Source organism: Rhizobium sp. NPDC090275, assembly GCF_044772225.1.
Classification (GTDB): Bacteria; Pseudomonadota; Alphaproteobacteria; order Rhizobiales; family Rhizobiaceae; genus Rhizobium.
The window spans coordinates 244,190-268,576 of sequence record NZ_JBIVYL010000005.1; the positions used below are offsets into that span (position 1 = coordinate 244,190).

Consider the following 24,387-nt stretch of genomic DNA (forward strand, 5'->3'; position numbering starts at 1 on the left):
TCCGCTCACAATCCGCCGATAATCACGATCCGCTCGGCACGTAGCGGAAGAACTGCACTGGCGAGCCCTCGGGCTTGGGCAGCGGCTGCAGGTAAGATGGGACGTTGCCCTTTTCCAGCTGCGCGTAGAGGCCATCCGGCTTGAGTTTCGCGATCTCCAGTGTCATCGGAAAATCCCGGCAGAAGGCGAGCGTCGTCACACCGGTTCCACGGATAAAAGCTTCCGCATCCGCCGGCGTCGCAAGGCCGATATGTATCTCGGTCAGCATGCCACCCTGGTTTCGGTGGTATGGCGCAGCCAGAACCCGGTTCTGGGTGAAGCGCAGGATCGAAACACCCATGTCCGAGGGCGCTGAGACGAGGCCTGGCGGCAGGGATGCCAGCGGCGCGATCATCTCGGGCGAGGCGCAGCCGGGCTTCTCCTTTGCCTCGGCCAACTCGGCCTGGCTGTTGTCGATCCGCGAGCCGATAAAGCCGCCGACCAGACCCCACACAGAGGCGACGCTCAGGAGCACGGTGAGGATGTAACTCAGCGCGGCGGCGCCATTTTCGGTATCGGCGTTGGACACGCGGCGCATGTCGATGATCAGCAGCGCCAGAGGAAAGATGGCAAGCTGATTGGCGAAGGTCGAGCCGCGGATCTGGAAGGCGGCGATGGCCCAGCTGAGGCCGAGCAGGCACAAGAGAATGAGATGAATACGCACGCGATCGGCATGGAGAAGCCGGAAGATGCAGACGGCAATGCCGAACAATCCCGTCGCGTAGAAGAAGCCGAGCGTATAGGGATCCTGATGCATCGCACCGACGATGGATTGCGCCTCCTGGATATTGTTCAGCCAGAGATCGATCAGCATCGGGTCGAGATCGGACAGCGGGTTGTGCAGGCATTGTGGCGCAATGACGATTGCCGACGCCGCCACCGCCACGCCGATACCGCCAAGGGCAACGAAGCGCAGGGCGCGGCTGACACCGCTGGCGAAAGCCGCCGCGAACAGGAGCAGGCCGCCGCCAATCGCCGCAAGGCTGTAATAACCGAGCGAGAGGTTGTCGCAGGTGACGGCTCCGTAGAGCCTTGGCGGCACCGTGCCGAAGAAGAAGAGGCTGATCGACAGCGCCAGCGTCAGCCCGAATGCCTTGGCGGCGGGCGCGAAAGGCTTGCCATCCCAGGCCCACGCCAATGAGACGATGAGGCAGACGCAGGCGACGAAAGGCGTCGTCTCGACGCCGATCGCAATGGCAAGTGCGGCCAGGAAACCCGCGACCGCGTAGCTGATTGGACGATGATCCTCATCGAGCAGCATGGCCGTCATGATCGCCACCAGGGCGAACTGAACGTTGTGATGATCGATGGAGCCCGGCAGAAAGCGGTTGCTGGCAACCAGCAGGAAGACGGTGAACCCCAGCGCGATATGCATGCCGAGCACGCCGCCGATACGCCGGCCGGCAAGGCCCATGCCCCAAAGGCTCGGGATGACGAGCGAGAGCGGCCAGATGAGCAGCGCCACCGCTTCAGCCCGCTGTTCGGGCAGGAAGAGCGAAAAGAACCTGATGAGCGAGGCGATGGGGAGGTCGATCAGCCGCGACCAGTGCATCATCGTGCCGGCACCGAGGCCCATGCGATACTGCATGAGATCGAACCAGCTCTGCCCGTTCAGGAAGTCGCGCACTTCCACAAGCCGCATACCGTCGTCATTGTCGGCACCGACATAATCCTTGGCGTTCGGCAGGTACATCACGACGATCGCGATAATCAGCAGCACGCTGTAGAAGAAAACGGAAGGCCAGAGCCGCATCGCCTGCAGTTGCAGCTTTTCGCGGAGGGACATGGATGTTGGTTCACCAGTCATCGGGGCAACAGTCGACATGAAGCATATCTCGTCATTGAGTGCGGCGAGACTCTACGATCTGCGTATCAAGAAAGCGTAAAGTAGCGGCGCGGACTTACCTTCTCCGCCGCGACCGTGATCCTCGCCCTCGTCATAGGCACTTGTTAACGGCCCTGCTTTAGACTTGCCGCAAACTCCTCCTGACTGGTGTGATCATGACCGGATCGCGTATCGACAATCTGAGCATCGCCGTATTGCTTCCCTGCTATAACGAGGCGGCAACGATCGGCGCTGTCGTGCGCGGCTTCAAGGCTGCGTTGCCGGATGCCATGATCCACGTCTACGACAACAACTCCACCGATGGCACCGCGCTGCATGCGATGCTGGCGGGCGCCCATGTCGTGCGCGAGCGGCGCCAGGGCAAGGGCCATGTGGTGCGCCGCATGTTCGCCGATATCGACGCCGACATCTACATCATGGCCGATGGCGACGGCACCTATGCACCCGAGGACGCGGAGGAGCTGATACGCACGCTGCTGTCCGAGCGCGCCGACATGGTCGTCGGTACCCGCCGCGGCGTGCACGACGACGCCGGCCGCCACGGCCACGCCTTCGGCAATCGCATATTCAACATCTTGTACCGCACGATCTTCGGGCCCGATTTCACCGATATCTTCTCCGGCTACCGGGTGTTCTCACGCCGCTTCGTCAAGAGCTTTCCGGCAGTCTCCGCCGGCTTCGAGATCGAGACCGAGATGTCGGTGCACGCTTCGAGGCTGAAGCTGCCCGTGAGCGAGCTGGAGCTCGATTACGGCCGCCGGCCGGAGGGCTCGCACTCGAAACTCTCGACCTTCAAGGATGGCGCCAAGATCCTCTGGATGTTCGCGATGCTGATGAAGGAAACGCGCCCCTTCGCCTTCTTCGGCATCCTCAGCGGCCTGTTCATGGCAGCGAGCCTCGGCTTCATGACGCCGGTTCTCGCCGAGTATTTCGCCACCGGGCTCGTCAACCGCATGCCGACCTGGGTGCTTTCGATGGCGCTGATGATGATCTCCTTCATGGTGTTCACGGCCGGCCTGATCCTCGATTCGCTCGCGCGCTCGCGCGCCGAGCAGATGCGCATCCACTATCTCAACGTCGTCGTTCGCCCCTATGAGGCGTCGATATCGACCGCCGCCGAGATCGTCCGCCGCCGCGACGGGACCGCCCGTTTCCAGTGATTGGTTCCGCCAAAGGGGACACAGCTTCATGAACAGAGAGACCACCAACCGGATCCGCTTCGTGCTGGAAGACATCCTGCCGCCGATCCTGCGCGATTCCGGCGCTTTCCGCTGGGCCGCGCAGCGGGTGTGGGGCGATCATATCAGCCACCTCGCACGCTTTCGCGAGCGCGCGCCGTTTCTCTCCGCGGAGGAATATGCCGACCTCTATCGCAACCATCCGCGCGTTCACGAGGGAACGGATAATTCCGCCGCCTGCATCGAGCGCATTCTCGCAACGATCGAGGGCGACAGCGTCTGTGATATCGGGTGCGGCACGGGCGCGCTTCTCAGCCGCATCCAGTCCACACATCCGCACCTTAGCCGGCTAACCGGCGTCGATTTCGTCATCGACGACGCATCGCGGCTAGAAGGCATCGAATATGTGGCAGCCAAGGTCGAGACCCTACCCTTTGCCGACGGCGAATTCGACACCGTCATCTGCACGCATGTGATCGAGCATATTCTCGAATACCGCCAGGCGATCGCCGAGCTGCGCCGCATCGCCAGAAAGCGCCTGATCATCGTCGTGCCCAGGGAGCGCGAGTACCGCTACACGTTCAATCCGCATTTCAACTTCTTCCCCTACACCCACTCGTTCCTGCGCGCGGTTCATCCGGTGCCGCCGGTCCATGAATGCGAGGATATCGGCCGCGACATCTTCTACAGCGAAAAGCCGGACGCACTCGCTTGAAGGACGGTTCGATGCTCTCCACCTTTTCGCTCGGCACCTGGATTGGCCTGATCGGAACGCCGCTTTTGATCGCCTCCGGGCAGGTTCTCTTCAAGCTGACGAGTGCGACTGCCGGTACGTTCAGCCTGCGCAACGTTCTGGCGCTGCTTCTGAACCCCGTGCTTCTGGCGGCGTTGCTGCTCTACGGCCTCGGCACGATCATCTGGATCTATGTGCTGAAGGCCGTGCCGCTGACGATCGCCTATTCCTTCATGGGTCTGACCTTCTGCTTCGTGCCGCTTTTAGCGCAGCTCTTTCTCGGCGAGCAGCTGACCTTGCGCTATGTCATCGGCGCCGTCTTCATCGTGGCCGGGATGATCGCGATCAATGGCTGACGACCGGCCTGCACGAGGCGCGCCGCTCCTGCGCTTTGCGGCGCTTTTGCTTGCGGGGCTCACGGTTGACGCGGCGTTGACATGGCTGCTTCTCGACCTGACGCCATGGCCCGGTCTCGCGCGAACAGTCGGCCTCGCTGCCGCGCTTGCGACACAGCTGATCCTCCTGCGCTTTATCGACGTGACCGCGCAGGGCCGTCTTTCGATCGGCCGGACAGGCATCACCGCGATCATCGTGATCGCGATCGTCGTCAATATCGGGCTCTACGCCGCGCTGACCGCGACCCTGGGCGATCTGCAGCCGATGGCAGCGACGGTGTTTGCCGCCATCGCCGCGATGTTCTTTGCCCTAATCGGCTATGCTCGTTTCGCCTTCAGGGCCTGATCACACCGTCTCCCAGCCGTCCTTCTCGCTGGCGCGATAGATCGCGTCGATGAATGCCTGGCTGAGCCTGGAGCTCTCGAGCGACACGATCTCCTGCGCCTCACCCTTGGCGGCGCGCGCGAAAGCTTCGGCCTCGCGCTTGTACTGGCGGCTGTCGGGGAAGCGGAAGGTGGTGGATTCGTTGTGGCTGCGGTTGCTGAGTTCGATCTCTTCGGCGCCCCAGCGGTCGGCATTGAAGGGCGACTTCACCTCGATGAAGCCTTCGCTGCCGTGGAACACCATGACCTGGCGGTTCGCCATCTGGGTGGAGATGTAGAAGCTGAGCTCGAAGCCGCCGAAATCCGCCTTGACGCTAGAATAGATGTCGGTGCCGAAATCAGGATCGCGGCGGGTGACGGCCTGCACGCGGCGCGGCTCCTCGCCGGTAACGAAGCGGGTGGTGATGGTCGGGTAGACGCCGATATCGGGCAGTGCGCCGCCGCCGAGTGCGGGAATATTGCGCATGTTGCCGGGGTCGCGGTTGAAGTAGGTGAACGCGCCCTGCACATGCAGCAGCGTGCCGATGGCGCCGTCCTTGATCAGCTGGCGCACCTTCAGCCACACCGGCGCGTAGGTGACCATGTAGGCCTCCGTCACCAGCACCTTGTTGCGGTCGCGCGCGGCAATCAGGCTGTCGATCTCGTCCGCCTTCAGCGCGATCGGCTTTTCGCAGAGCACATGCTTGCCGGCATCCGCCGCCTTGATCGTCCATTCCACATGCTGGGCGGTCGGCAGCGGGATATAGACGGCGTCGATCTTGTCGGAGGCCAGCATCTCCTCGTAGGAGCCGAAGGCGTGCGGCACCGAGAAACGGTCGGCCATCTCCCTTGCCTTGCCGAGATCGCGGCTGGCGATTGCCGTGACGACGCAGTTTTCCGCATCCTGGATGGCCGGAACCACGAGCTCGCGGCCGATCTTGGCGGTCGACATGATACCGAAGCGCAGCATGGTCATTTCCTCTCCTCTACTGATTTTGAGGGGAGATTAGAGACGGCGGCCCCGCGGCGCAATGGCGCGATCACAATTCGCGGCGCTGGTTGCGGCGCAGGTTTCCATCCGTCCTGATGCGCACTAGGTTACATCAAAGCGGCGTCCTGCCGTGGTCCGAATTTCACCAGATTGAAGATTTCAGGAGTATCTCATGGAATTGCGTCGCCTTGGAAAAACCGGCCTTTCGGTCGCGCCGATCGTGTTCGGCGGCAATGTGTTTGGCTGGACGGCCGACGAGAAAACCTCTTTCGACATCCTCGACGCCTTCTTCGACGCCGGCTTCAACACCATCGACACCGCGGATGTCTATTCGGCCTGGGTGCCCGGCAACAAGGGCGGCGATAGCGAAGAGATCATCGGCAAGTGGCTGAAGCAGAACAAGGTCGCCCGCGACAAGGCCGTGATCATCACCAAGGTCGGCTCCGAGATGGGTCCGGGCAAGAAGGGGCTGAAGGAGCAGTACATCCTTGAGGCAGTCGAGGCCTCGCTGAAGCGGCTGCAGACCGATTATGTCGACCTCTACCTCTCGCACTGGCCGGATGCCGAGACGCCTTACGAAGAAACGCTCGGCGCCTTCGCCAAGCTGAAGCAGCAGGGCAAGATCCGCGCCATCGGCTGCTCCAACCTCGACGCCACGCAGCTGCAGGCCTCCTTTGACGCCGCCGAGAAAGCCGGTCTGCCGCGCTATGATGTGATCCAGCCGGAATATAACCTCTACGACCGCGCTCCCTTCGAGGGACCGCTGGCCGATCTCTGCGTGAAGGAAGATATCGGCGTCATCACCTATTTCAGCCTCGCGGCCGGCTTCCTGTCGGGCAAGTACCGCAGCAAGGCCGATACGGAAGGCAAGGCACGCGGCGGCAAGGCGGCCGGCTATCTCGACGACAAGGGCCTGAAGATCCTTGCGGCGCTCGACACGGTCGCCACCGAGACCGGCGCAAAGCCGGCCGAGATCGCGCTTGCCTGGCTTCTGCGCAAGAAGGGCGTCACCGCCCCGATCGCCAGCGCCACCAGCCTTTCGCAGCTCGACAGCCTGACGAAATCGGCGACACTTTCGCTCAGCGACGAAGCGATGGCGCTGCTCGACAAGGCTGGCGCCTGAGGGGAGGATCGGGGGGCACGCTGGCCTCATCGGTGGCGAGCGCCCCTATTCTCGACGTCATGCTCGGGCTCGTCCCGAGCATCTAAGCACGCCTCGACTGGCTCAACGTGCGTGGATTACTCGCCAACGCAGGGTCCATGACCGTTGCATTCCGGGCAACGTACTTAGATCCTCGGGACGAGCCCGAGGATGACGCCGCGTGCGGAGTTAGCGGCGTCGTTTCAATGACTTAGAAGGGAGCAGAGTCTCGGTGGCACCATGCGCGTTCCAAGCTCACATTCAAACCAGGCTCACATCACCACTCTGCGGACACCCCACCCTCGACGTCATGCTCGGGCTCGTCCCGAGCATCTAAGCACGCCTCGGCTGGCTCAACGTGCGTGGATTACTCGCCAACGCAGGGTCCATGACCGTTGCATTCCAGGCAACGTGGTTAGATCCTCGGGACGAGCCCGAGGATGACGCCGCGTGCGGATTTAACTTTTTCGTTTCAATGGCTTAGCAGGAGAAAATCTCTGTGGCGCCATGCGCGTTCCAAGCTCACACTCAAACCAGGCTCACATCACCACCCTGCGGACACCCCACCCTCGACGTCATGCTCGGGCTCGTCCCGAGCATCTAAGCACCCCTCGGCCGGCTCAACGCGAGTGGATCGCCTTCCCCTGAACAATCCCACCCTCAAACACCCCGCAATAGAGGAAAACCCTCGTACCACTTAGAATGCTCGCCCTCCCAATTCTCCATCCCCGGCTTGGTCAATATGCCGCGCCGGCTGACATAGCTCTGGATCACCCGGCGCGGGCGTTCGTGCCACTGGATGTTGAAGGCCCATAATTTCGGGAAGAAGCAGAGCGAGGCGTAGGGCAGATGGTCGTGGATCCACCAGGCGAGCCGCTGCCAATCTTCCAGCGCGTGATAGCGATCAACCACCCAGGGAACGACGACGCAGGCCGCGGCACCCATGTAGCCATCTGCATCGCGCATGTCCCAGATGTGGTGGGCTGCGGTCGATGCGTTGGTGGAGCAGTTGAGCTTGTTCTGGTTGCCGAAGCGGTTGACCTCGGGCGAGCGGTAGCCGGAGCGGATGTGCAGGCGGCCGAAGGTCTCCTGCAGGGGTTCCAGCAACTCCTCGCAAAGCCTCCTGCCGGTTTCGATGGCGAGATCCGGGTCGTCAGGGATATTCGGGATGCGATAGAAATCGGCGATTTCGGAATGCAGGAAATCGCGCAGGAAGAAATTCTTCGACAACCGCGCCCGACCCAGATCCTCCAGTGCTTTCATCGATCCCGGCTTTTTCATAAGCGACCTCCCTGCCCTGCTGACAACTTTTGCAGCATCTTCCGGAAATCGCCACCCGAAATGAATGCCGGATCGCCTCAGCCCGAGTAACGGAAGAAATCGATGAAGGCGCGCAAGGCCGGGCGCATCTGGCGGCGGCTTGGATAGTAGATGAACGGGCCAGGATAGGGCGCGCACCAATCCTCCAGCACCCGCACCAGCTTGCCGCTTGCAAGCTCATCCTCGACGCGCAGGTCAAAGAGATAGGCGAGGCCGACGCCGTTCAGCGCCGCGATCAGCGCCAGCCTGTCCTCGCTGACGATCAAGGGGCCATCGACGGGCACGACCAGTTCCCGGCCATCCTTCTCGAACTCCCAGCGGTAGATCGTGCCATTGGTGAAGCGCCGCTTGATGCAGCGGTGGTTGACGAGGTCGGAGGGATGCAGCGGCTTGGGGTGGCGTTTGAAATAATCCGGCGAAGCGGCGATCACGGTCGTGAGATTCGGCGAGGCGCGCACCGCGATCATGTCGACCTCGAGGCTTTCCTCCAGCCGGATGCCGGCGTCGAAGCCCTCGCGGACGATGTCGATGAAGCCATCCTCGTTGGCGATTTCGAGCGTGATATCGGGATAGCGGTTGTGGAATTCGCCGAGGCGCGGCGCGAGCAGGATATCGGAGGCGAAGCGCGGTGCGGTCACCCGCAGCGTGCCGGCCGGCCTGCCGCCCGCCTCGCTGACGGCTTCGAGCGCGATGCCGATCTCATCCAGCGCCGGCTTCAGCCGCTGCAGAAGCAGTCTCCCCTCCTCCGTTGGCGCGACGCTTCGCGTCGTTCGCGCCAGAAGGCGGATGCCCAGGCTCTCCTCGAGGCTGGAAACGGCATGGCTCACAGCCGAGGGCGCGATTTCCAGCTCCTTGGCGGCGGCGCGGAAGCTGCGGCGCTCGGCGACAGTGGCGAGAACGGCGAGTTGGGCGAGCTGGGTCCTGTTCATTGATCTATTTGTTAGAACAGCCTGTGCCGCATTGCACGTATTTTTTGAAAGCTCCCGGCGCGCTAGGTTTGCCTCGTGCCGCTCAAAGGGCGGCCTCACTATTTGCTCGAAGGGAGCCAGACATGAAAACCCGCACACTCGGACAGGACCTCGAAGTCTCCGCCGTCGGCCTCGGCTGCATGGGCATGAGCTTTGCTTACGGCGCCAGCGACGAGAACGAGTCGATCCGCACGCTTCACCGCGCCGTCGATCTCGGCATCACCTTCTTCGACACGGCCGAAATGTACGGCCCCTACACCAACGAGCAACTGCTCGGCCGCGCCCTGAAGGCGGTGCGCGACCGCGTTGTCATCGCCACCAAGTTCGGCTTCAAGTTCGACCCTTCGAAATCCGGCGCGGCGGCGCTGACGGGCGTCGACAGCCGGCCGGAGAATGTGAAGCGCGTGGCGGAAGCGTCGCTGAAGCGGCTCGGCACCGATGTCATCGACCTCTATTATCAGCACCGCGTCGATCCCAGCGTTCCGATCGAGGAGACCGTCGGCGCCATGGCGGAGCTGGTGCGCGAGGGCAAGGTGCGGGCGCTGGGCTTGTCGGAGGCCGGCAGCGCCACGATCCGGCGGGCTCATAAGGTGCATCCGATTGCGGCCGTGCAGAGCGAATATTCGCTCTGGTCGCGCGATCCGGAGCATGACGTGCTCGCCACCTGCCGGGAGCTCAAGATCGGCTTCGTGCCCTACAGCCCGCTCGGCCGCGGCTTCCTGACGGGGGCGATCCGCAAGCCTGATGATCTCGGCGCCGACGATTTCCGCAGCCAGCTCCCGCGCTTCCAGGCCGACAATTTCGATGCCAATGCCGCCCTTGTGGCCAAGCTCGAGGCGCTGGCGAAAGACAAGGGCGTGACCACGGCGCAGTTGGCGCTCGCCTGGGTTCTGCATCAGGGCGAGGACATCGTGCCGATCCCGGGCGCCCGCAAGGTCAACCATCTCGAGCAGAACGCGGCCGCCGCCGATATCGCGCTCTCGGCCAGGGAGCTCGCCGAGCTCAGCGCAATCATGCCGCTCGAAGAGATCGCCGGCAAGCGCTACTCCGAGGCATCGCTGGCGATGACCAATCTCTGATGAGCGATAGCCGCCCCGAGGCACCGCACCGGGGCGGTCCGACCACAGATCAGAAAAGAGATTTGGCTTTGTTCAACTTTGGGTCTTCTCCTCGCGCATATTAGCACTAGGTAAACTTTCCGTTGAGAGGAAGGGAACCCCATGCCAGATGCCAAGGACAAAGGGCCGGCCGATCCAGGCCTGTCCGACATAAGAGGACGCATGCTTGTGCTTGAAGTGGTGGCGATGACCTCGCTGGCACTGGTTCTGGACACATCCGGCGAGGATGGTGGGAAGATGGGGCGGGGTATCCTGCACCTCATCCGCGAGGCCGTCGGCAACAAGTGCGACGAGATGGGTCTGTCCGACAACGCCTCATCGACCGCGCAGGCCTATGCCGAGGAACTGATCGGTACCGCCCTGGCCACGCTCTACCCATCCACCCATTAAAGCAGGCACAGTCCCGCAACGACTTTGCGCGTCGCGCGCTCCGCGCTATACTTCAGCATCGACACGATCGAGGTACGGACCATGACGGACCGGCAGGCGATAGAGGCAGTCGTGCATCTCTATGTCGAAGGCATGACCTTCGCCAACGAGGCGGCGCTGCGCAAGGCGTTTCATCCAAAATGCGCTGTCATCGGGCATTACGAGAGTGCGGTTGAGTGGTCGACCCGCGACGAGTTCATCGCCGCCATCGTGGCCGAGGGCTCGGCCCCGCCGGGCACGCAGCCGCATATGGACATCCAGACCCTTGATGTCATCGGTGATGCCGCCAGCGTCAAGGTGAGCGACGACTTCGCCGGCATGCGTTTCACCGATTATCTCTCGATGCTGAAGATCGAGGGGCGGTGGACGATCGTGAATAAGGTTTATTATCTGCACGATTGATGGGGGTCATTCACTCTCCTCATTCCTTTGCCCAGGCTTCGCCCGTGCGACGTGACAGGAATCCAGCCACGGCGCGTCCGCGCCGTGAATGACCGTTCAGATCATGTCAGCAAAAAGAGTCTCTCCGCCGCGCGTCGGCTGGATCCCCGCCACGAGGGCGAGGATGAGGGAGAGTGGCGTGCGACTGCCGAGGCAGATCGACCCGCCGATTTCATCAGCCGCGCAGGACGCCGCCCGTGGCCTTGGTGACGCTGGCGACGATCTTCTGCGTCAGGGCCTCGAAATCCTCGTCGGTCAGCGTGCGCTCGACCGGCTGGATCTGCACCTCGATGGCGACCGACTTCTTGCCCTCGCCGACCGAGGCGCCCTCGAAGATATCGAAGACGTTGACACCGGCGACCAGCTTGCGGTCGGCACCGGTGGCGGCCTTGATGATGGCGCCGGCTTCGACCGCCTTGTCGACGACGAAGGCGAAGTCGCGCTTGACGGCCTGGAACTGCGACAGCTCCAGCGCCGGCTTGGTGCGGGTCGCCTTCTTCTTCGGCTCGGGCATGGCGTCGAGATAGACCTCGAAGCCCGCGAGTGCGCCGGAGACGTCGAGCGCCTCCAACGTCGAGGGGTGGAACTCGCCGAAATAGCCGAGCACGACCTTCGGGCCCATCTTGATGGTGCCGGAGCGGCCGGGGTGGTACCATTCCGGACCGCCCTGCTCGACCTGGATGTTGGTCATCGGCAGGCCGCAGGCCTCGATCACGGCAAGCGCATCGGCCTTGGCGTCGAAGACGTCGACCGGCTTGCCGCCGCCCTTGGACGCGTTCGACCACATGCGGCCGGAGCCTGCCATCGAGGCGGTACCGCGACGGATGCCGCCGGCAACGCGGCGCTGGCCTTCCGGCCTGTCGTTCTCATAGGTGCCGGAGACTTCGAAGATCGCGACGTCACCATAGCCTTTGTCGGCATTGCGCTGGGCAGCCGTGAGAAGACCCGGCAGCAGCGAGGGGCGCATGTCGGACATTTCGGCTGCGATCGGGTTCGCCAGCTTCAGAGCCGGCGAACCGCCGCCGAAGAGCTTCGCCTGATCTTCCGAAATGAAGGACCAGGTGACGGCTTCCAGCATGCCGCGCGAGGCAAGCGCGCGCTTGGCGGTGCGGGTGCGGATCTGCAGCGTGGTCAGGATGCGGCCGTTGACTTCGGTGTGGCTTTCCAGCGGCGCCGGCTTGATGTTGTCGACGCCATGGATGCGCATGACCTCTTCGACGAGATCGGCCTTGCCATCGACATCGGGACGCCAGGAGGGGACGGCGACCGAAACGCGCTCGCCTGAACCGGTGACCTTGAAACCGAGGCGGGTCAGGATCTCGACGCTCTCCTCGGTGGAGACTTCGAGGCCGGTCAGGCGCTTCACTTCCGAGAAGGGGAAGTCGACGACCTTGGGGTCGTAGCCCTTGTAACCCACGATCTCGGCCTTGGCGGCCGTGCCGCCGCAGAATTCGAGCACCAGCTCGGTGGTACGCTCGAGGCCGGGGACCATGTATTCGGGATCGACGCCGCGCTCGAAGCGATAGCGGGCATCGGTGATGATGCCGAGGCCACGACCTGATTTGGCGATGTTCATGGGGTCCCACAGAGCCGATTCGATCAAGACGTCGGTGGTGTTTTCATCGCAGCCAGAATGCTCTCCGCCCATGATGCCGCCGATCGACTCGATGCCGTTTTCGTCAACGATGACGACGTTGTTCGGGCCGAGCTTGTATTCGCGCTGGTCGAGCGCCAGCACCGTCTCGCCGTCTTTCGCGCGGCGAACGGTGAGGTTTCCCTTCACCTTGGCGGCGTCGAAGACGTGCATCGGCCGACCCTGGTCGAAGGTCATGTAGTTGGTGATGTCGACGAGCGCGTTGATCGGACGCAGGCCGATCGCCGTCAGGCGCTGCTGCACCCACTTGGGGCTCGGGCCGTTCTTGACGCCGCGCACCAGGCGCAGGCCGAAGCCCGGGCAGAGCTTGTCGTCATCGAGATCGAGCGTCAGCTTGACCGGCGTATGGCCTTCGACGGCGAAAGACGGCGCGGCGCGCGTCTTCAGCGTGCCGAGGCCGGAAGCGGCCAGATCGCGGGCGATGCCATAGATCGAGGTGCAATCCGGACGGTTCGGCGTCAGGTTGATCTCGATCATGGGATCGTCGAGATGGGCGTAGGCGGCAAACGAGGTGCCGACAGGGGCATCCTCGGGCAGGTCGATGATGCCGTCGTGGCTGTCGGACATGTTGAGCTCCTTTTCGGAGCACATCATGCCGTGGCTTTCGACGCCACGGATCTTGCCGACGCCGAGCGTGACATCGATACCCGGCACATAATCGCCCGGCCGCGCCAGCGCGCCAACCAGGCCGGCGCGCGCATTCGGCGCACCGCAGACGATCTGCAGCGGCTTGCCGCCGTTGATATCGGGGCCGGCATCGACCGACAGAACCTTCAGGCGATCGGCTTCCGGGTGCTTTTCGGCCGAAAGCACGCGCGCGATGACGAAGGGCTTGTAGGCCGCCTTGTCGTCGACATCCTCGACCTCAAGGCCGATCTCAGTCAGGCGCTTGCAGATTTCATCCAGTGTGGCGTCGGTCTCAAGATGATCCTTGAGCCAGGAAAGCGTGAATTTCATGATCTTTATCCTCCCTTACGCGCTCAACCCGCCGAACAGCGTCGGCATGTCGAGTGGGCGGAAGCCGTAGTGGGTCATCCAGCGGACGTCGGCGTTGAAGAAGTCGCGCAGGTCGGGCATGCCGTATTTCAGCATGGCGATGCGGTCGAGGCCCATGCCCCAGGCAAAGCCCTGGTACTCGTCGGGATCGAGGCCGCCCGCGCGCAGCACGTTCGGGTGCACCATGCCGCAGCCCAAAATCTCCATCCAGTCGGTGCCTTCGCCGAACTTGACGATCGGGCCGGAGCGGTCGCACTGGATGTCGACCTCGAAGGACGGCTCCGTGAAAGGGAAGAAGGACGGGCGGAAGCGCATGGTGACGCTGTCGACCTCGAAGAAGGTCTTGCAGAACTCTTCCAGCACCCAGCGGATGTTGGCGACATTGGCCTTCTTGTCGACGACGAGGCCCTCGACCTGGTGGAACATCGGCGAGTGCGTCGCGTCCGAGTCCTGGCGATAGGTCTTGCCGGGGATGATGATGCGGATCGGCGGCTTCTGCGCTTCCATGGTGCGCACCTGCACCGGCGAGGTGTGCGTGCGCAGCACCTTGCGCTCGCCGTTCTCATCCGGATTGAAGAAGAAGGTGTCGTGCATCTCGCGGGCCGGATGGCCCTCGGGGAAATTCAGCGCCGTGAAGTTATAATAGTCGGTCTCGACATCGGGACCTTCGGCGATCGAGAAGCCCATGTCGGCGAAGATCGCGGTGATCTCGTCGACGATCTGGCTGATCGGATGGATGCGGCCACGCTCGGCGGGCGAGGAGCGGACGGGGAGCGAGACGTCGACCGTCTCGGCCTTCAGCCGGGCATCGATCGCCGCCTTCTTGAGATCGGCCTTGCGGGCGTTGATCGCGTCGGTCACGACCGTCTTCAGCGCGTTGATCGCCGCACCGCGCGTCTGGCGCTCTTCAGGGGTCATCGAGCCCAGCGTCTTCAGGAGTTCGGAGACCGACCCCTTCTTGCCAAGGGCCGCGACGCGCACGGCTTCGATCGCCGGTTCATCGGCGGCGGCCGCGACATCGGACAGGAGTTGCTTTTCCAGGGTTGCGAGTTCGGTCATCTTTTCCTGCCTTCAGGGCGTCCAGTCTTTGAGGGACACTTCACGAAACATGCTTCAGATAGCTGGTCGCCACGATGAAACGTCGCAGATCACTACCCATGTGTACGCGGCCAATCAACCGGGCAGCCGACAAAAAGCCGCCGAGGAAGCCGGTAAGCTTGCGCAGTTCGGCAACGGCTGCCGGTGGCGCCACTTCGGCCCAGGCCTTGTAGGCCCGGTCGTGCGTTTCGCCGCCAAGCTTGGCGCGGGTCGCGACCTGCAAAAAGAGCAGCCAGATATCGCGCGCCTGGGCGACTTCCAGCGGCATCACCCGGTCGGGCTCTTCCTCGAAATCCATGAAACCGACGCGGCCGTCCTTCAAAAACATGTCGCGCGGATAAGGCCGGCCATGGCACAGGCCCTTTGCATGCAGCCGTCCGAGTTCGCCGGCGCAATGGACGAGCATGTTGTCGTGGGCGACCGGATCGTTGTTCAGCACGTGATAGAGCTGGCGATCGACGGTTTCGCCGGCATCGCTGAAGACGACCGCGGCACCCGAGGAATAGATGACACGGGCCGTCGGCACGTCTTGGGCTGAAAACTGGGCGATGCGGCGGATTTCGCGCGCAGCCATGCCCTCGTCGGCCAAAAGCGGCGACGGACGCAGGAAGGGCGCGCGGATGAGATTGGCGAGCATGCGCTGCAGCACCATCCAGCGCGAGGCGCGCTCGGTGCCATAGCGCTTGATCCAGACCGCACCGCTGGAGAGCGCAACACGCTCGACGCGCTTGGAGCCGCGCAGCAATGCCGCGAGCAGAACCGGAACGTCCTCCTCGCCCAGCCCGCCTTCGGCAAGCAGGTCGCGATCCGTCGTCGAATGTCCCAGATCTTTCGCCAAATCGTGTTCGTTCGCCACTTCAGGCGTCCCTATCCCGGTAAAACGAAGAAACCCGCGCAAGCCTTGCCAGCGCGGGTTTCAAATCATCGAAGCGAAGGTTCGAATAGCGCCGCCTTAGTTGACGGCTGCTTCAAACTCGTTCTTCGTGCCGGCGTCCTTCAGGTACTCGAGTGCCTTCTTGGAGGCAGCAACGAGCGCACCGAATGCTTCCGGCTCATGGATCGCCATGTCGGAGAGAACCTTACGGTCAACTTCGATGCCAGCCTTGTTCAGGCCGTCGATGAAGCGGCCGTAGGTCAGGCCGAATTCGCGGACAGCAGCGTTGATACGCTGGATCCAGAGTGCGCGGAAGTTACGCTTGTTGATCTTGCGGTCGCGGTAAGCGTACTGCTTCGAACGATCGACAGCAGCCTTGGCGGCGCGGATGGTGTTCTTGCGGCGGCCGTAGAAGCCCTTGGCCTGCTTCAGAACCTTCTTGTGCTTGGCGTGGGCGGTAACGCCTCTCTTTACACGTGCCATTTCATGATCTCCTTAATCTATACGTTCGCGGAATAGTCTTAGAGACCGTTCGGCAGGTAATTCTTCACGACCTTGCGGCCATCCGGTTCTGCCAGAACCATGGTGCCACGTGCATCGCGAATGAACTTGTTGGAACGCTTGATCATGCCATGGCGCTTGCCAGCGGCTGCAGCCTTGACCTTGCCGGTCGCGGTGATCTTGAACCGCTTCTTGGCGGAGGACTTCGTCTTCATCTTGGGCATTTTGCTACTCCGTTTCTGATCCCCCCACTTGGCCAAAGCGGCGCGCTTCAAAAGAAGCCTTCTTACGATGCCCGGTTGCCCGGTCGTCGCAACAAGTGCGGGAGCGTTTGTTGTTGATCTGCGGTCACGGTGACGAACCGTGCCGCAAGCATTCGAAACTGCCACGGCATGCCCTGCCGGTCAGTTCGGACGCGCGCTTATAACCGCAGTGTCATGAAAGTGCAACGGGGCGAGGAAGGAATCTTCCAGAACCGCTTCGGACCCTGCCCCTCGGGCACCGATCGCCCTTTGTAGCAGGGCGGAAATACAAAAGCCGCCCTCGCGGACGGCTTTGATACGAACGGTGGCGACGCGCCTTATTTCGGCGCGAGCACCATCATCATCTGGCGACCTTCCAGCTTGGGCTCGGCTTCGACCTTGGCGAACTCCAGCGTGTCGGCCTTGACCTGCTGCAGGAGCTTCATGCCGAGTTCCTGGTGGGCCATTTCGCGGCCGCGGAACTTCAGGGTCACCTTGACCTTGTCGCCTTCTTCGAAGAAGCGGCCCATCGCCTTCATCTTCACGTCATAGTCATGCGTGTCGATATTCGGACGCATCTTGATTTCTTTGACTTCGACGATTTTCTGCTTCTTGCGCGCCTCGGCGGCCTTCTTCTGGTTGGCGTATTTCAGCTTGCCCAGATCGAGGATCTTGCACACAGGCGGTTCGGCGTTGGGGGAAATCTCAACGAGGTCGAGTCCGGCTTCTTCAGCCATTCTCAGGGCCTGGTCGGTCGCCACGACGCCCAAATTCTGTCCTTCAGCGTCGATCAGCTGAACTTTGGGAATGCGAATTTCCCTGTTCGAGCGCGGCCCATCCTTTACGGGCGCGTCGTTCTTAAACGGTCTGCGAATGGTCGTATTCTCCTCGCGTTGTTTCGGATTGCTGCAGCGGATCGCCTCTATATAAGGAAGACGACCGTGTTTCGCCATCGCTGCAACGAAGTCATTAGCACGCTTTAGCGGAAAAATCACCTGCTGTCAGCCTGTCAAGAATCTGTTTTATAGGCCGAAACAAAGGAGTTTCGCCATGTCCGACGCCAATATCGCCCCTCAGCACCAATTTCTGACCGTCGGCGAGGGAGCGGCAGCGCGAGAGATCGCCTATATCGCCCGGCCTGCCGCCGGCGACAAAGCGGGCCCGACGCTGGTCTGGCTATCCGGATACCGGTCGGACATGAGCGGCAGCAAGGCCGTCGAGCTCGATCGCATGGCTGAAGAGACCGGGCTTGCCTGCATCCGCCTCGATTATTCCGGCCACGGGATCTCGGGCGGCGAATTCCGCGACGGCACGATTTCGCGCTGGCTCGAGGAGGCGATGGCCGTCGTGCTTCATCTGAAGCCGGAACGCATCGTGGTCGTCGGGTCCTCGATGGGCGGCTGGATCGCGCTCCGCCTGGCGCAGGAGCTGGCAGCCAGAAACGGTGCGCCGAAACTTGAGGGTATGGTGTTGATCGCGCCGGCGCCGGATTTTACCGAAGTCCTGATCGAACCGAATCTCACCGAAAATGAGAAGGCATCGCTCGCCGAGCGCGGCTTCTTCGAGGAGCATTCGGAATATAGCCCCGAGCCCAATATCTATACCCGCGCGTTGATCGAGGACGGCCGCGACAACCGGGTTCTGACCGGGATGATCGAGACCGGATGCCCGGTTCACATCCTGCAGGGCATGAAGGATCCCGACGTTCCCTACACGCATGCGATGACCCTGATCGAGCACCTTCCCGCCGACGACGTGGTGCTGACATTTATTCGTGATGGCGACCACCGCCTGTCGCGTCCACAGGACATCGAGCGCATGCTTTCGGCGGTAAGATCGTTCGTCAGCTAAGGCGTTGATGGCGCAACCGCGTTGCCCCTGCCTAAAAATATGAATTTAATTCAATACGTTGGCGACATTTCGCTGCGCGTGCCGAGCGCGCGTGGCGCCACGCCTTGTGCCAAATCCTAACGCATTTTAACCATATTGACCGCTTCTCACCCCCTCCTCAGAAGTAGTGATTGACTCCAAGCAGCCCTCTCCGTTAACTTTTTGTTAATAAATCAAGGGCGATGCAAGGGACAGTGGGCGTGCGGATCAAGGGTTTCCTGGTGGCCATGATGGCCATGTTTGCAATGTCGACCTCGGCTACGCCGGCATCGACCAACACTCTTTCGATGGTCGTCGGCGCCACGACCTCGCAGCCGATCGGCCATTACGAGTTTTGCCAGTCGCATCGCGAAGAATGCGGTCCGAACCGCAACGTCGCCGTCATGGAAATGACCGATGCCAAGTGGGCGCTCGTCCGTTCGGTCAACGCAAGCGTCAACACCACGATCATCCCGATGACCGACATGGAAGTGTACGGCAAGGAAGAAGTCTGGGCCTATCCGACGACCGCCGGCGACTGTGAGGACTATGCGCTTTTGAAGCGCCGCATCCTGATCCAGCGCGGCTTCTCCGCCGCCAACCTTCTGATGACCGTCGTGCGCAAGCCTGACGGCGAAGGTCACGCGATCCTGACGCTGCGCACCACCAAGGGCGATTTCGTGCTCGACAATCTGGCCTCCACCGTGAAGCCCTGGTTCGACACCCCCTATTCCTTCATCAAGCGCCAGTCGAGCGCCAATGCCGGCCGCTGGGTCACCATCGAGAACGGCCGCGACGTTCTGGTCGGCGCGCTGAAGTAGGATTATCGAAGAGCGAAATGTTCAATGGCCGGCGCAAGCCGGCCATTTTCGTTTCCGGGTCAACCACTCCCGATCAATATCCCCGCGCCCAGCACCAGCCCGCCGCCGACGACGACCTGGAGGGCGGCGCGTAGGAAGGGGGTTTCCATGAAGCGGTTCTGGATGAAGGCGATGGCCCAGAGTTCGAAGATGGCGATGATGACCGCCAGCGTGGTGGCCGTCCAGAAATCGGAGATCAGGTAGGGCAGCGTGTGGCCGAGGCCGCCGAGTGCTGTCATGACGCCGCAGGAGAGGCCGCGCTTGATGGGGGAGCCGCGGCCGGAGATCTTGCCGTCGTCATGGGCGGCTTCGGTGAAGCCCATAGAGATGCCGGCGCCGACGGAGGCCGAGAGACCGACGAGGAAGGTCTGCCAGGTGTCCTGAGTGGCGAAGGCCGCGGCGAAGATCGGGGCGAGCGTCGAGACGGAGCCATCCATCAGGCCGGCGAGGCCGGGCTGCACATAGGTCAGCACGAATTGGCGGCGGTTCTTCTGGTCCTCTTCCTTGCGGACATCCTCGGGCGTGTGCTTGTCGCCGAGCATGCGGGTGATGTCCTCATGCCCCTGCTCGGCAAGCGCCAGATCGCCGAGCAATTGCCGCGTCGAGGCATCGCTGACGCGGCCGGCGGCCTCGATGTAGAAGCGGTAGGCCTGGTTCTCCATGGCCTCGGCTTCCTGGCGGATCTTCTCCAGCGACAGGTTGGCGCGCAGCCAGTCCGGCTTGCGTTCGTAGAAGCCCTCGACGTGCTCGCGGCGGATCAGCGTGATGCGCTCGCCGAAGCGCTCACGGTAGAGCGTGATCAGGGAATTGCGGTGGGTGTTTTCGACTTCCGCCATCTCCTCGAAAACCTTGGCCGAAGCCGGATAATCGTTGCGCAGGCGGTCGGCATAGGCGAAATAGATTCGCGCGTCGTCTTCCTCCGAGCCGATGGCGAGCGCCAGGATCTCCTGCTCGGACAGGCTGTCGAAAGAACGCTTGGGTGATCTGAAAATACGTTTGAGCATGCTGGCCTCTTTTAGAATAATTCTAAAATAGGCTTCGCGGACGTGGTGGTCAAGTCTTCGGCGCGGATGCGAGCGAATGACGCGCGCCGCCGATCCGGCGGTCATGTCTAGCGAGAGAGGAAAAATGCTTCCGCTAGTAACCGCAAGCACAGCTTCAAAATAGCTTTATGTATTTTATGCACGCCCAGGTATATTTCATCTTCTTTATTTACAAAAATGGTCTCAAAATCAGCCGAAAAGCTGGTTGAAATTTGCAACTCTCGGGTTGAGATATTTAAAAACCTCTGCATAGTGTTCAGATAAATTTAATGAAATGAACGGGAACTATCAAAGTGCCAGATCCGGTGGATATTATTGTCGGCCAGAATGTCAGGACGTTGCGCGCCAAGCGACGCATCTCCCAGCTGGAACTTGGAGAGGCGCTCGGGCTGACGTTTCAGCAGATCCAGAAGTATGAAAAGGGCACAAACCGCGTTTCGGCGAGCAAGCTGCACCAGATCGCGGTTTTTCTCGGCGTCGATATCTCGGCGCTGTTCGAGGGTGCGGATACGACGTCGCGGCCGGGCCTCAGCGCCGAGGCCTACGAGCTTGCCGTGACCTATGACAAGCTGCGCTCGACCGCCGGCAAGGAAGCCGTCATGACTATCGTGACGCTGATGTCGGGTGAAGACGTCTACGCCTGAGATTTCGGCGCGACGTGACCGTGCGAGCGGTTAGTGAATATCCGAATCGTGCAGAGCGACCAGCAGCTGATCCTGCGTCTGATGACCGGCATGATAGAGATCGATCGCGATATTGGCGATCGACAGGCCCTGCTGGCTCAGGAGCTTGATATTGCGCTCCGCGCACCAGGTGTACAGCGCGCCCGCGAGTACATCGACATCATCAGCATGCAAGGACAAAGCGGCTACCGTCATGGAAGTTGCTCTCGGTGTGTGAGTGTGTGTGTATTCCCCTTCGAGCATATTGATTATATTCGCGATCGCTGCAAAGCGGCTTTCATTGCTTGCGTTAACGCGAATATTGCGGCTGCCACACCCTGTCCCGGAATGAGGCGCCTGCGCGGTTGCATTCTACCTGCACGTTATTCCGACGCGACCCGGAACCCGTCCTGATGGAAGGTGCAGGCAGCGATGGCGTCGAGCATCGCCTGGAAACGCGGGTGGCCTCGCACCGCGTCTAGGTCGGAATCGTTGCTGAACCAGAGGATCTGGTAGCAGGATGATTGCGGCAGCAGCGCCTCGAGTATGTCGAGCGCCTTGTCGCATTCGCCGATCAGCGCGTGGACGCAGGCGACGTTGTACTGCGCGACGATATCATCGGGATCGAGCAGCTGGGCGCGCTTGACCCATTCGCGCGCCTCGTCGAAGCGGCCCATATGGGCGAGCGCCAGCGCGCCGCGATGCGCGGGGCCGGCGTTTTCGGGATGCAGCTCCAGCGCCCGCTCGGCGCGCTCCAGCCCGACCCTCGCCCAATGCTCGCTCTCGCGCGACAGTCCCAGCGAGCGGCAGGCGCTCGTCAGGTGAATCGGCGACAGATAATCGTCCGGCCGGATTTCGCTGGCACGGGTGAAGAAGGTGATGGCGCCCTCGAACTTGCCCTGCATGAACAGGAAGCGGCCGTAGTGGAAGTTCGCCTCGTAGAGATCAGGCTCCAGCGCCAGCGCTTTCTCGAACTCCACCAGCGCCTCGCCGTCGCGCCCATCCTGGTGCAGCGCCAGCCCGCGCGAGGCGTGGGCCTCAGCGAGATTGGGGTCGAGCGCCAACGCCTTGGCGGTGAGCTCCAGAATGCCCTTCAGCGTGTATTCGCCGGCGTGCCAGTCGCGCAGCGTCGATTCGCAATCGGCGATGCCGGCATAGGCCTGGGCGTAATTCGGGTCGAGCGCCACCGCCGTCGCAAACATGCGGCGCGCCATCAGCAGATAGTGGCGGGTCCAGGAGTGCGAAAACTGCCGGCCGCGCAGGTAATAGGTGTAGGCCTCGACGTTCGTCGTCGGCGCGGCGGCGATCGCTTCCTGCTCTTCCGGCAGCAGCTTGATCTTCAATTGGTCGACGATCGCATGGGTGATCTCATCCTGCACGGCGAAGATATCGGTCAGGTCGCGATCGAAACGGTCGGCCCAGAGATGGGCGCCGTTGCGCGCGTCGATCAGCTGGCCGGTGATGCGCACCCGCTGGCCGGCCTTGCGTACGCTGCCCTGCAGCACGAAATGGACGCCGAGCTCGGATGCCGCCTGCTTCACCTGCACCGACTTGCCCTTGTAGGTGAAGGCGGTGTTGCGGGCGACGACGTAGAGATTGGAGATCTTCGACAGATCCGTGATGATGTCCTCGGTGATGCCGTCGGAGAAATATTCCTGCTCGGGATCGCCGCTCATGTTGGAGAAGGGCAGCACCGCGACCAGCGGCTTCTGCTTCTCCTTGGCGGCTGCCAGGGCCGCCGCATTGACCTTCAGCGGCAGAGCGCGCTTTGCCGAGATGGCGTAGACCTGCACCGGCTGCTCGATGTTCTTCAGCGTGAAGAGGCCGAGATCCTGGAACGACAGGTCGAGCCGGCTGCCGACGTGATCGCGGGCGGACGCCGAGATCGCCACGCCGCCGGGCGCGCAGATCGCCTCGAGCCGGGCGGCGACATTGACGCCATCGCCGAAGATGTCGTTGTCCTCGACGATAACGTCGCCGAGGTGGATGCCCATGCGGAATTCGATGCGCCGCTCTTCAGGGAGCGCCGTGTTGCGCGCCGCCATCGCCTGCTGCACGTCGTTGGCGCAGGAGACCGCATTGACGATGCTGGAGAACTCCACGAGCATGCCATCGCCCGTGTGCTTGACCACACGGCCGCGGGCATTGGCGATCCTGGGATCGATGACCTCACCGCGGCAGAGCTTGACCGCATCCAAGGTCCCCCGCTCGTCGGCACCCATCATTCGGCTGTAGCCGACAATATCCACTGCGAGAATAGCTGCGAGACGGCGTTCCAAATCAACCTCGGGACAGGCTACCAAAGGGAATGCAAGTCTAGACCCTTTTCGAGGCCCAATACAGGAAGAATGCAACAAATCTAATAAAGAGACTAGCAATAGAATTGTCGAGTCTCTTCGACCACAAAAGATATGTTTATCCCTATGCAAAAACAGAAAAGCCCGGTTGCAAACAACCGGGCCCCTGAATTTTTACTGAAAGTCTTCGATCAGCCCTCGAAGAATTCCTTCATGCGGGCGAAGAAGCCGGTCGATTCCGGATTGTTCTCCTTCGACGACAGCTCCTCGAACTCCTGCAGCAGTTCGCGCTGGCGCTTGGAGAGCTTCTGAGGGGTCTCGATCTGGATCTGGATGTAGAGATCGCCGGTCTGGCTGGAGCGCAGCACCGGCATGCCCTTGCCCTTCAGGCGGAACTGCTTGCCGGCCTGGGTGCCCTCGGGAACCGTGACGCGCGACTTGGTGCCGTCGAGCGTGGCCACATCGAAGGTGCCGCCAAGGGCCGCCGTCGTCATCGAGATCGGGATGGCGCAGTAGAGATCGGCTCCATCGCGCTGGTAGAACTCGTGCGGCTTGACCGACAGGAAGATATAGAGATCGCCCGCCGGGCCACCGCGCATGCCGGCCTCGCCCTCGCCCTGCAGGCGGATGCGGGTGCCGTCCTCGATGCCAGCCGGAATGTTGACCGACAGCGAACGCTCTTCCGTGACGCGACCCTGGCCGTGGCACTTGGTGCAGGGATCGGGAATGATCTGGCCGCGCCCGTGGCAGGTCGGGCAGGTGCGCTCGACAGAGAAGAAGCCCTGGGCGGCGCGCACGCGGCCGGAGCCCTGGCAGGTGCCGCAGGTCTTCGGCTGGGTGCCGGGCTTGGCGCCGGAGCCGGAACAGACGTCGCAGGTGATCGAGGTCGGAACCCGGATTTGCGCCGTCTTGCCGGAGAAGGATTCCTCCAGCGAAATTTCCATGTTGTAGCGAAGATCGGCGCCGCGTTCGCGACCGCCGGACGAGCGCTGCCTTGCGCGGCCGCCGCCCATCATCTCGCCGAAAATATCCTCGAAGATATCGGAGAAGCCGCCGCCGGCGAAACCGCCGCCACCGCCGCCCATGCCGCCATGTTCGAAGGCCGCGTGACCGTAGCGGTCATAGGCCGCGCGCTTCTGCGGGTCCTTCAGCGTCTCGTAGGCTTCGTTGATTTCCTTGAACTTCTGCTCGGCGGTATGATCATCGGGATTCTTGTCCGGATGGTATTTCATCGCCAGCTTGCGGAAAGCGCTCTTCAGCTCTTTTTCGTCAGCCGTCTTGGCGACACCCAGCGTTTCGTAAAAATCGGCTTTTGCCATTAAGGATCAG

The 24,387-nt window shown here is 62.2% G+C and carries 25 protein-coding genes; 11 read left to right on the plus strand and 14 right to left on the minus strand.

Annotated features, from left to right (window positions below; genetic code table 11):
* Window positions 1-22: 22 nt before the first annotated feature.
* Window positions 23-1,864, minus strand: coding sequence for a hypothetical protein (locus ACIQUB_RS15060; RefSeq protein ID WP_113235904.1), 1,842 nt, complete (start codon window positions 1,862-1,864; stop codon window positions 23-25).
* Window positions 1,865-2,040: 176 nt separating this feature from the next.
* On the opposite strand from ACIQUB_RS15060, the gene ACIQUB_RS15065 reads away from it, so the two are divergent.
* The 4 genes from ACIQUB_RS15065 to ACIQUB_RS15080 are packed head-to-tail and all read left to right on the plus strand — an operon-like array spanning window position 2,041 to window position 4,537.
* The gene (locus ACIQUB_RS15065; RefSeq protein WP_113235903.1) at window positions 2,041-3,045 is read left to right on the plus strand and encodes a glycosyltransferase; all 1,005 of its coding nucleotides are present in this window, start codon (window positions 2,041-2,043) and stop codon (window positions 3,043-3,045) included.
* Window positions 3,046-3,073: 28 nt separating this feature from the next.
* Window positions 3,074-3,778 (plus strand): class I SAM-dependent methyltransferase, encoded by a 705-nt coding sequence (locus ACIQUB_RS15070; RefSeq protein ID WP_113235902.1) that lies wholly within the window; start codon window positions 3,074-3,076, stop codon window positions 3,776-3,778.
* Window positions 3,779-3,789: 11 nt separating this feature from the next.
* Complete coding sequence (locus tag ACIQUB_RS15075; RefSeq protein ID WP_113235954.1) at window positions 3,790-4,152, plus strand: transporter; 363 nt, start codon at window positions 3,790-3,792, stop codon at window positions 4,150-4,152.
* Complete coding sequence (locus ACIQUB_RS15080; protein ID WP_113235901.1) at window positions 4,145-4,537, plus strand: GtrA family protein; 393 nt, start codon at window positions 4,145-4,147, stop codon at window positions 4,535-4,537. The genes ACIQUB_RS15075 and ACIQUB_RS15080 overlap by 8 nt, the downstream gene beginning before the upstream one ends.
* Here the strand turns inward: ACIQUB_RS15080 and ACIQUB_RS15085 are convergent, their stop codons facing one another.
* Entirely contained in the window at window positions 4,538-5,524 is a 987-nt protein-coding gene (locus tag ACIQUB_RS15085) for a Gfo/Idh/MocA family protein (RefSeq protein ID WP_113235953.1), read from the minus strand.
* Window positions 5,525-5,717: 193 nt separating this feature from the next.
* Here ACIQUB_RS15085 and ACIQUB_RS15090 point away from each other — a divergent pair, with 193 nt between their 5' ends.
* Window positions 5,718-6,668: an aldo/keto reductase gene (locus ACIQUB_RS15090; RefSeq protein WP_113235900.1), complete on the plus strand. Its 951-nt coding sequence runs from the start codon at window positions 5,718-5,720 to the stop codon at window positions 6,666-6,668.
* Window positions 6,669-7,346: 678 nt separating this feature from the next.
* On the opposite strand, the gene ACIQUB_RS15095 is transcribed toward ACIQUB_RS15090, so the two are convergent.
* Both ACIQUB_RS15095 and ACIQUB_RS15100 read right to left on the minus strand, forming a co-directional pair.
* Window positions 7,347-7,967: a hypothetical protein gene (locus tag ACIQUB_RS15095; RefSeq protein ID WP_113235899.1), complete on the minus strand. Its 621-nt coding sequence runs from the start codon at window positions 7,965-7,967 to the stop codon at window positions 7,347-7,349.
* A gap of 77 nt (window positions 7,968-8,044) precedes the next feature.
* Window positions 8,045-8,935, minus strand: a complete 891-nt coding sequence (locus ACIQUB_RS15100; RefSeq protein WP_113235898.1) for a LysR family transcriptional regulator — start codon at window positions 8,933-8,935, stop codon at window positions 8,045-8,047.
* 122 nt (window positions 8,936-9,057) lie between these two features.
* Between ACIQUB_RS15100 and ACIQUB_RS15105 the strand changes: the two genes are divergently transcribed.
* The 3 genes from ACIQUB_RS15105 (at window position 9,058) to ACIQUB_RS15115 (ending at window position 10,923) form a co-directional block, all read left to right on the plus strand.
* Entirely contained in the window at window positions 9,058-10,053 is a 996-nt protein-coding gene (locus tag ACIQUB_RS15105; protein ID WP_113235897.1) for an aldo/keto reductase, read from the plus strand.
* 141 nt (window positions 10,054-10,194) lie between these two features.
* The gene (locus tag ACIQUB_RS15110) at window positions 10,195-10,482 is read left to right on the plus strand and encodes a hypothetical protein (RefSeq protein ID WP_018899281.1); all 288 of its coding nucleotides are present in this window, start codon (window positions 10,195-10,197) and stop codon (window positions 10,480-10,482) included.
* Between the two features lie 81 nt (window positions 10,483-10,563).
* Entirely contained in the window at window positions 10,564-10,923 is a 360-nt protein-coding gene (locus ACIQUB_RS15115) for a nuclear transport factor 2 family protein (protein WP_026283148.1), read from the plus strand.
* 214 nt (window positions 10,924-11,137) lie between these two features.
* On the opposite strand, the gene pheT is transcribed toward ACIQUB_RS15115, so the two are convergent.
* The 6 genes from pheT to infC all read right to left on the minus strand — a co-directional run bounded on the left by pheT (window position 11,138) and on the right by infC (window position 17,202).
* Window positions 11,138-13,573 (minus strand): phenylalanine--tRNA ligase subunit beta, encoded by a 2,436-nt coding sequence (pheT, locus tag ACIQUB_RS15120; RefSeq protein ID WP_113235896.1) that lies wholly within the window; start codon window positions 13,571-13,573, stop codon window positions 11,138-11,140.
* 15 nt (window positions 13,574-13,588) lie between these two features.
* Window positions 13,589-14,671 carry a phenylalanine--tRNA ligase subunit alpha gene (gene pheS, locus ACIQUB_RS15125; RefSeq protein ID WP_113235895.1) on the minus strand — a complete coding sequence of 361 codons (1,083 nt, stop codon included), beginning with the start codon at window positions 14,669-14,671 and terminating at the stop codon, window positions 13,589-13,591.
* A gap of 40 nt (window positions 14,672-14,711) precedes the next feature.
* Window positions 14,712-15,548: a serine/threonine protein phosphatase gene (locus ACIQUB_RS15130; protein ID WP_402930466.1), complete on the minus strand. Its 837-nt coding sequence runs from the start codon at window positions 15,546-15,548 to the stop codon at window positions 14,712-14,714.
* A 114-nt stretch (window positions 15,549-15,662) separates the two neighbouring features.
* Entirely contained in the window at window positions 15,663-16,067 is a 405-nt protein-coding gene (rplT, locus tag ACIQUB_RS15135; protein WP_018899276.1) for a 50S ribosomal protein L20, read from the minus strand.
* A 38-nt stretch (window positions 16,068-16,105) separates the two neighbouring features.
* Complete coding sequence (gene rpmI / locus ACIQUB_RS15140; protein ID WP_007813308.1) at window positions 16,106-16,309, minus strand: 50S ribosomal protein L35; 204 nt, start codon at window positions 16,307-16,309, stop codon at window positions 16,106-16,108.
* Window positions 16,310-16,665: 356 nt separating this feature from the next.
* Entirely contained in the window at window positions 16,666-17,202 is a 537-nt protein-coding gene (gene infC, locus ACIQUB_RS15145) for a translation initiation factor IF-3 (RefSeq protein WP_037111403.1), read from the minus strand.
* A gap of 175 nt (window positions 17,203-17,377) precedes the next feature.
* Here infC and ACIQUB_RS15150 point away from each other — a divergent pair, with 175 nt between their 5' ends.
* Window positions 17,378-18,178 carry an alpha/beta fold hydrolase gene (locus ACIQUB_RS15150; protein ID WP_113235893.1) on the plus strand — a complete coding sequence of 267 codons (801 nt, stop codon included), beginning with the start codon at window positions 17,378-17,380 and terminating at the stop codon, window positions 18,176-18,178.
* 239 nt (window positions 18,179-18,417) lie between these two features.
* Entirely contained in the window at window positions 18,418-19,017 is a 600-nt protein-coding gene (locus ACIQUB_RS15155; RefSeq protein ID WP_113235952.1) for a transglutaminase-like cysteine peptidase, read from the plus strand.
* A 59-nt stretch (window positions 19,018-19,076) separates the two neighbouring features.
* Here the strand turns inward: ACIQUB_RS15155 and mbfA are convergent, their stop codons facing one another.
* Window positions 19,077-20,060: an iron exporter MbfA gene (gene mbfA / locus ACIQUB_RS15160; protein WP_113009517.1), complete on the minus strand. Its 984-nt coding sequence runs from the start codon at window positions 20,058-20,060 to the stop codon at window positions 19,077-19,079.
* Between the two features lie 332 nt (window positions 20,061-20,392).
* On the opposite strand from mbfA, the gene ACIQUB_RS15165 reads away from it, so the two are divergent.
* A complete protein-coding gene (locus ACIQUB_RS15165; RefSeq protein ID WP_026283144.1) occupies window positions 20,393-20,743 on the plus strand; it encodes a helix-turn-helix domain-containing protein in 351 nt (116 codons plus the stop codon).
* Between the two features lie 30 nt (window positions 20,744-20,773).
* Here ACIQUB_RS15165 and ACIQUB_RS15170 read toward each other — a convergent pair whose 3' ends face one another.
* From ACIQUB_RS15170 to dnaJ, 3 genes are all read right to left on the minus strand, one after another.
* Window positions 20,774-20,977, minus strand: a complete 204-nt coding sequence (locus ACIQUB_RS15170; protein WP_113235892.1) for a hypothetical protein — start codon at window positions 20,975-20,977, stop codon at window positions 20,774-20,776.
* A 167-nt stretch (window positions 20,978-21,144) separates the two neighbouring features.
* The gene (locus ACIQUB_RS15175; protein WP_113235891.1) at window positions 21,145-23,040 is read right to left on the minus strand and encodes an adenylate/guanylate cyclase domain-containing protein; all 1,896 of its coding nucleotides are present in this window, start codon (window positions 23,038-23,040) and stop codon (window positions 21,145-21,147) included.
* A 209-nt stretch (window positions 23,041-23,249) separates the two neighbouring features.
* Window positions 23,250-24,377 (minus strand): molecular chaperone DnaJ, encoded by a 1,128-nt coding sequence (gene dnaJ / locus ACIQUB_RS15180; RefSeq protein ID WP_018899266.1) that lies wholly within the window; start codon window positions 24,375-24,377, stop codon window positions 23,250-23,252.
* Window positions 24,378-24,387 lie beyond the last annotated feature (10 nt).

Coding starts and splice junctions, on each gene's coding strand:
- ACIQUB_RS15060 (WP_113235904.1), bottom strand. CDS start 1,864: ATGTCGACTGTTGCCCCGATGACTGGTGAACCAACATCCATGTCCCTC.
- ACIQUB_RS15065 (WP_113235903.1), top strand. CDS start 2,041: ATGACCGGATCGCGTATCGACAATCTGAGCATCGCCGTATTGCTTCCC.
- ACIQUB_RS15070 (WP_113235902.1), top strand. CDS start 3,074: ATGAACAGAGAGACCACCAACCGGATCCGCTTCGTGCTGGAAGACATC.
- ACIQUB_RS15075 (WP_113235954.1), top strand. CDS start 3,790: ATGCTCTCCACCTTTTCGCTCGGCACCTGGATTGGCCTGATCGGAACG.
- ACIQUB_RS15080 (WP_113235901.1), top strand. CDS start 4,145: ATGGCTGACGACCGGCCTGCACGAGGCGCGCCGCTCCTGCGCTTTGCG.
- ACIQUB_RS15085 (WP_113235953.1), bottom strand. CDS start 5,524: ATGCTGCGCTTCGGTATCATGTCGACCGCCAAGATCGGCCGCGAGCTC.
- ACIQUB_RS15090 (WP_113235900.1), top strand. CDS start 5,718: ATGGAATTGCGTCGCCTTGGAAAAACCGGCCTTTCGGTCGCGCCGATC.
- ACIQUB_RS15095 (WP_113235899.1), bottom strand. CDS start 7,967: ATGAAAAAGCCGGGATCGATGAAAGCACTGGAGGATCTGGGTCGGGCG.
- ACIQUB_RS15100 (WP_113235898.1), bottom strand. CDS start 8,935: ATGAACAGGACCCAGCTCGCCCAACTCGCCGTTCTCGCCACTGTCGCC.
- ACIQUB_RS15105 (WP_113235897.1), top strand. CDS start 9,058: ATGAAAACCCGCACACTCGGACAGGACCTCGAAGTCTCCGCCGTCGGC.
- ACIQUB_RS15110 (WP_018899281.1), top strand. CDS start 10,195: ATGCCAGATGCCAAGGACAAAGGGCCGGCCGATCCAGGCCTGTCCGAC.
- ACIQUB_RS15115 (WP_026283148.1), top strand. CDS start 10,564: ATGACGGACCGGCAGGCGATAGAGGCAGTCGTGCATCTCTATGTCGAA.
- pheT (WP_113235896.1), bottom strand. CDS start 13,573: ATGAAATTCACGCTTTCCTGGCTCAAGGATCATCTTGAGACCGACGCC.
- pheS (WP_113235895.1), bottom strand. CDS start 14,671: ATGACCGAACTCGCAACCCTGGAAAAGCAACTCCTGTCCGATGTCGCG.
- rplT (WP_018899276.1), bottom strand. CDS start 16,067: ATGGCACGTGTAAAGAGAGGCGTTACCGCCCACGCCAAGCACAAGAAG.
- rpmI (WP_007813308.1), bottom strand. CDS start 16,309: ATGCCCAAGATGAAGACGAAGTCCTCCGCCAAGAAGCGGTTCAAGATC.
- ACIQUB_RS15150 (WP_113235893.1), top strand. CDS start 17,378: ATGTCCGACGCCAATATCGCCCCTCAGCACCAATTTCTGACCGTCGGC.
- mbfA (WP_113009517.1), bottom strand. CDS start 20,060: ATGCTCAAACGTATTTTCAGATCACCCAAGCGTTCTTTCGACAGCCTG.
- ACIQUB_RS15170 (WP_113235892.1), bottom strand. CDS start 20,977: ATGACGGTAGCCGCTTTGTCCTTGCATGCTGATGATGTCGATGTACTC.
- dnaJ (WP_018899266.1), bottom strand. CDS start 24,377: ATGGCAAAAGCCGATTTTTACGAAACGCTGGGTGTCGCCAAGACGGCT.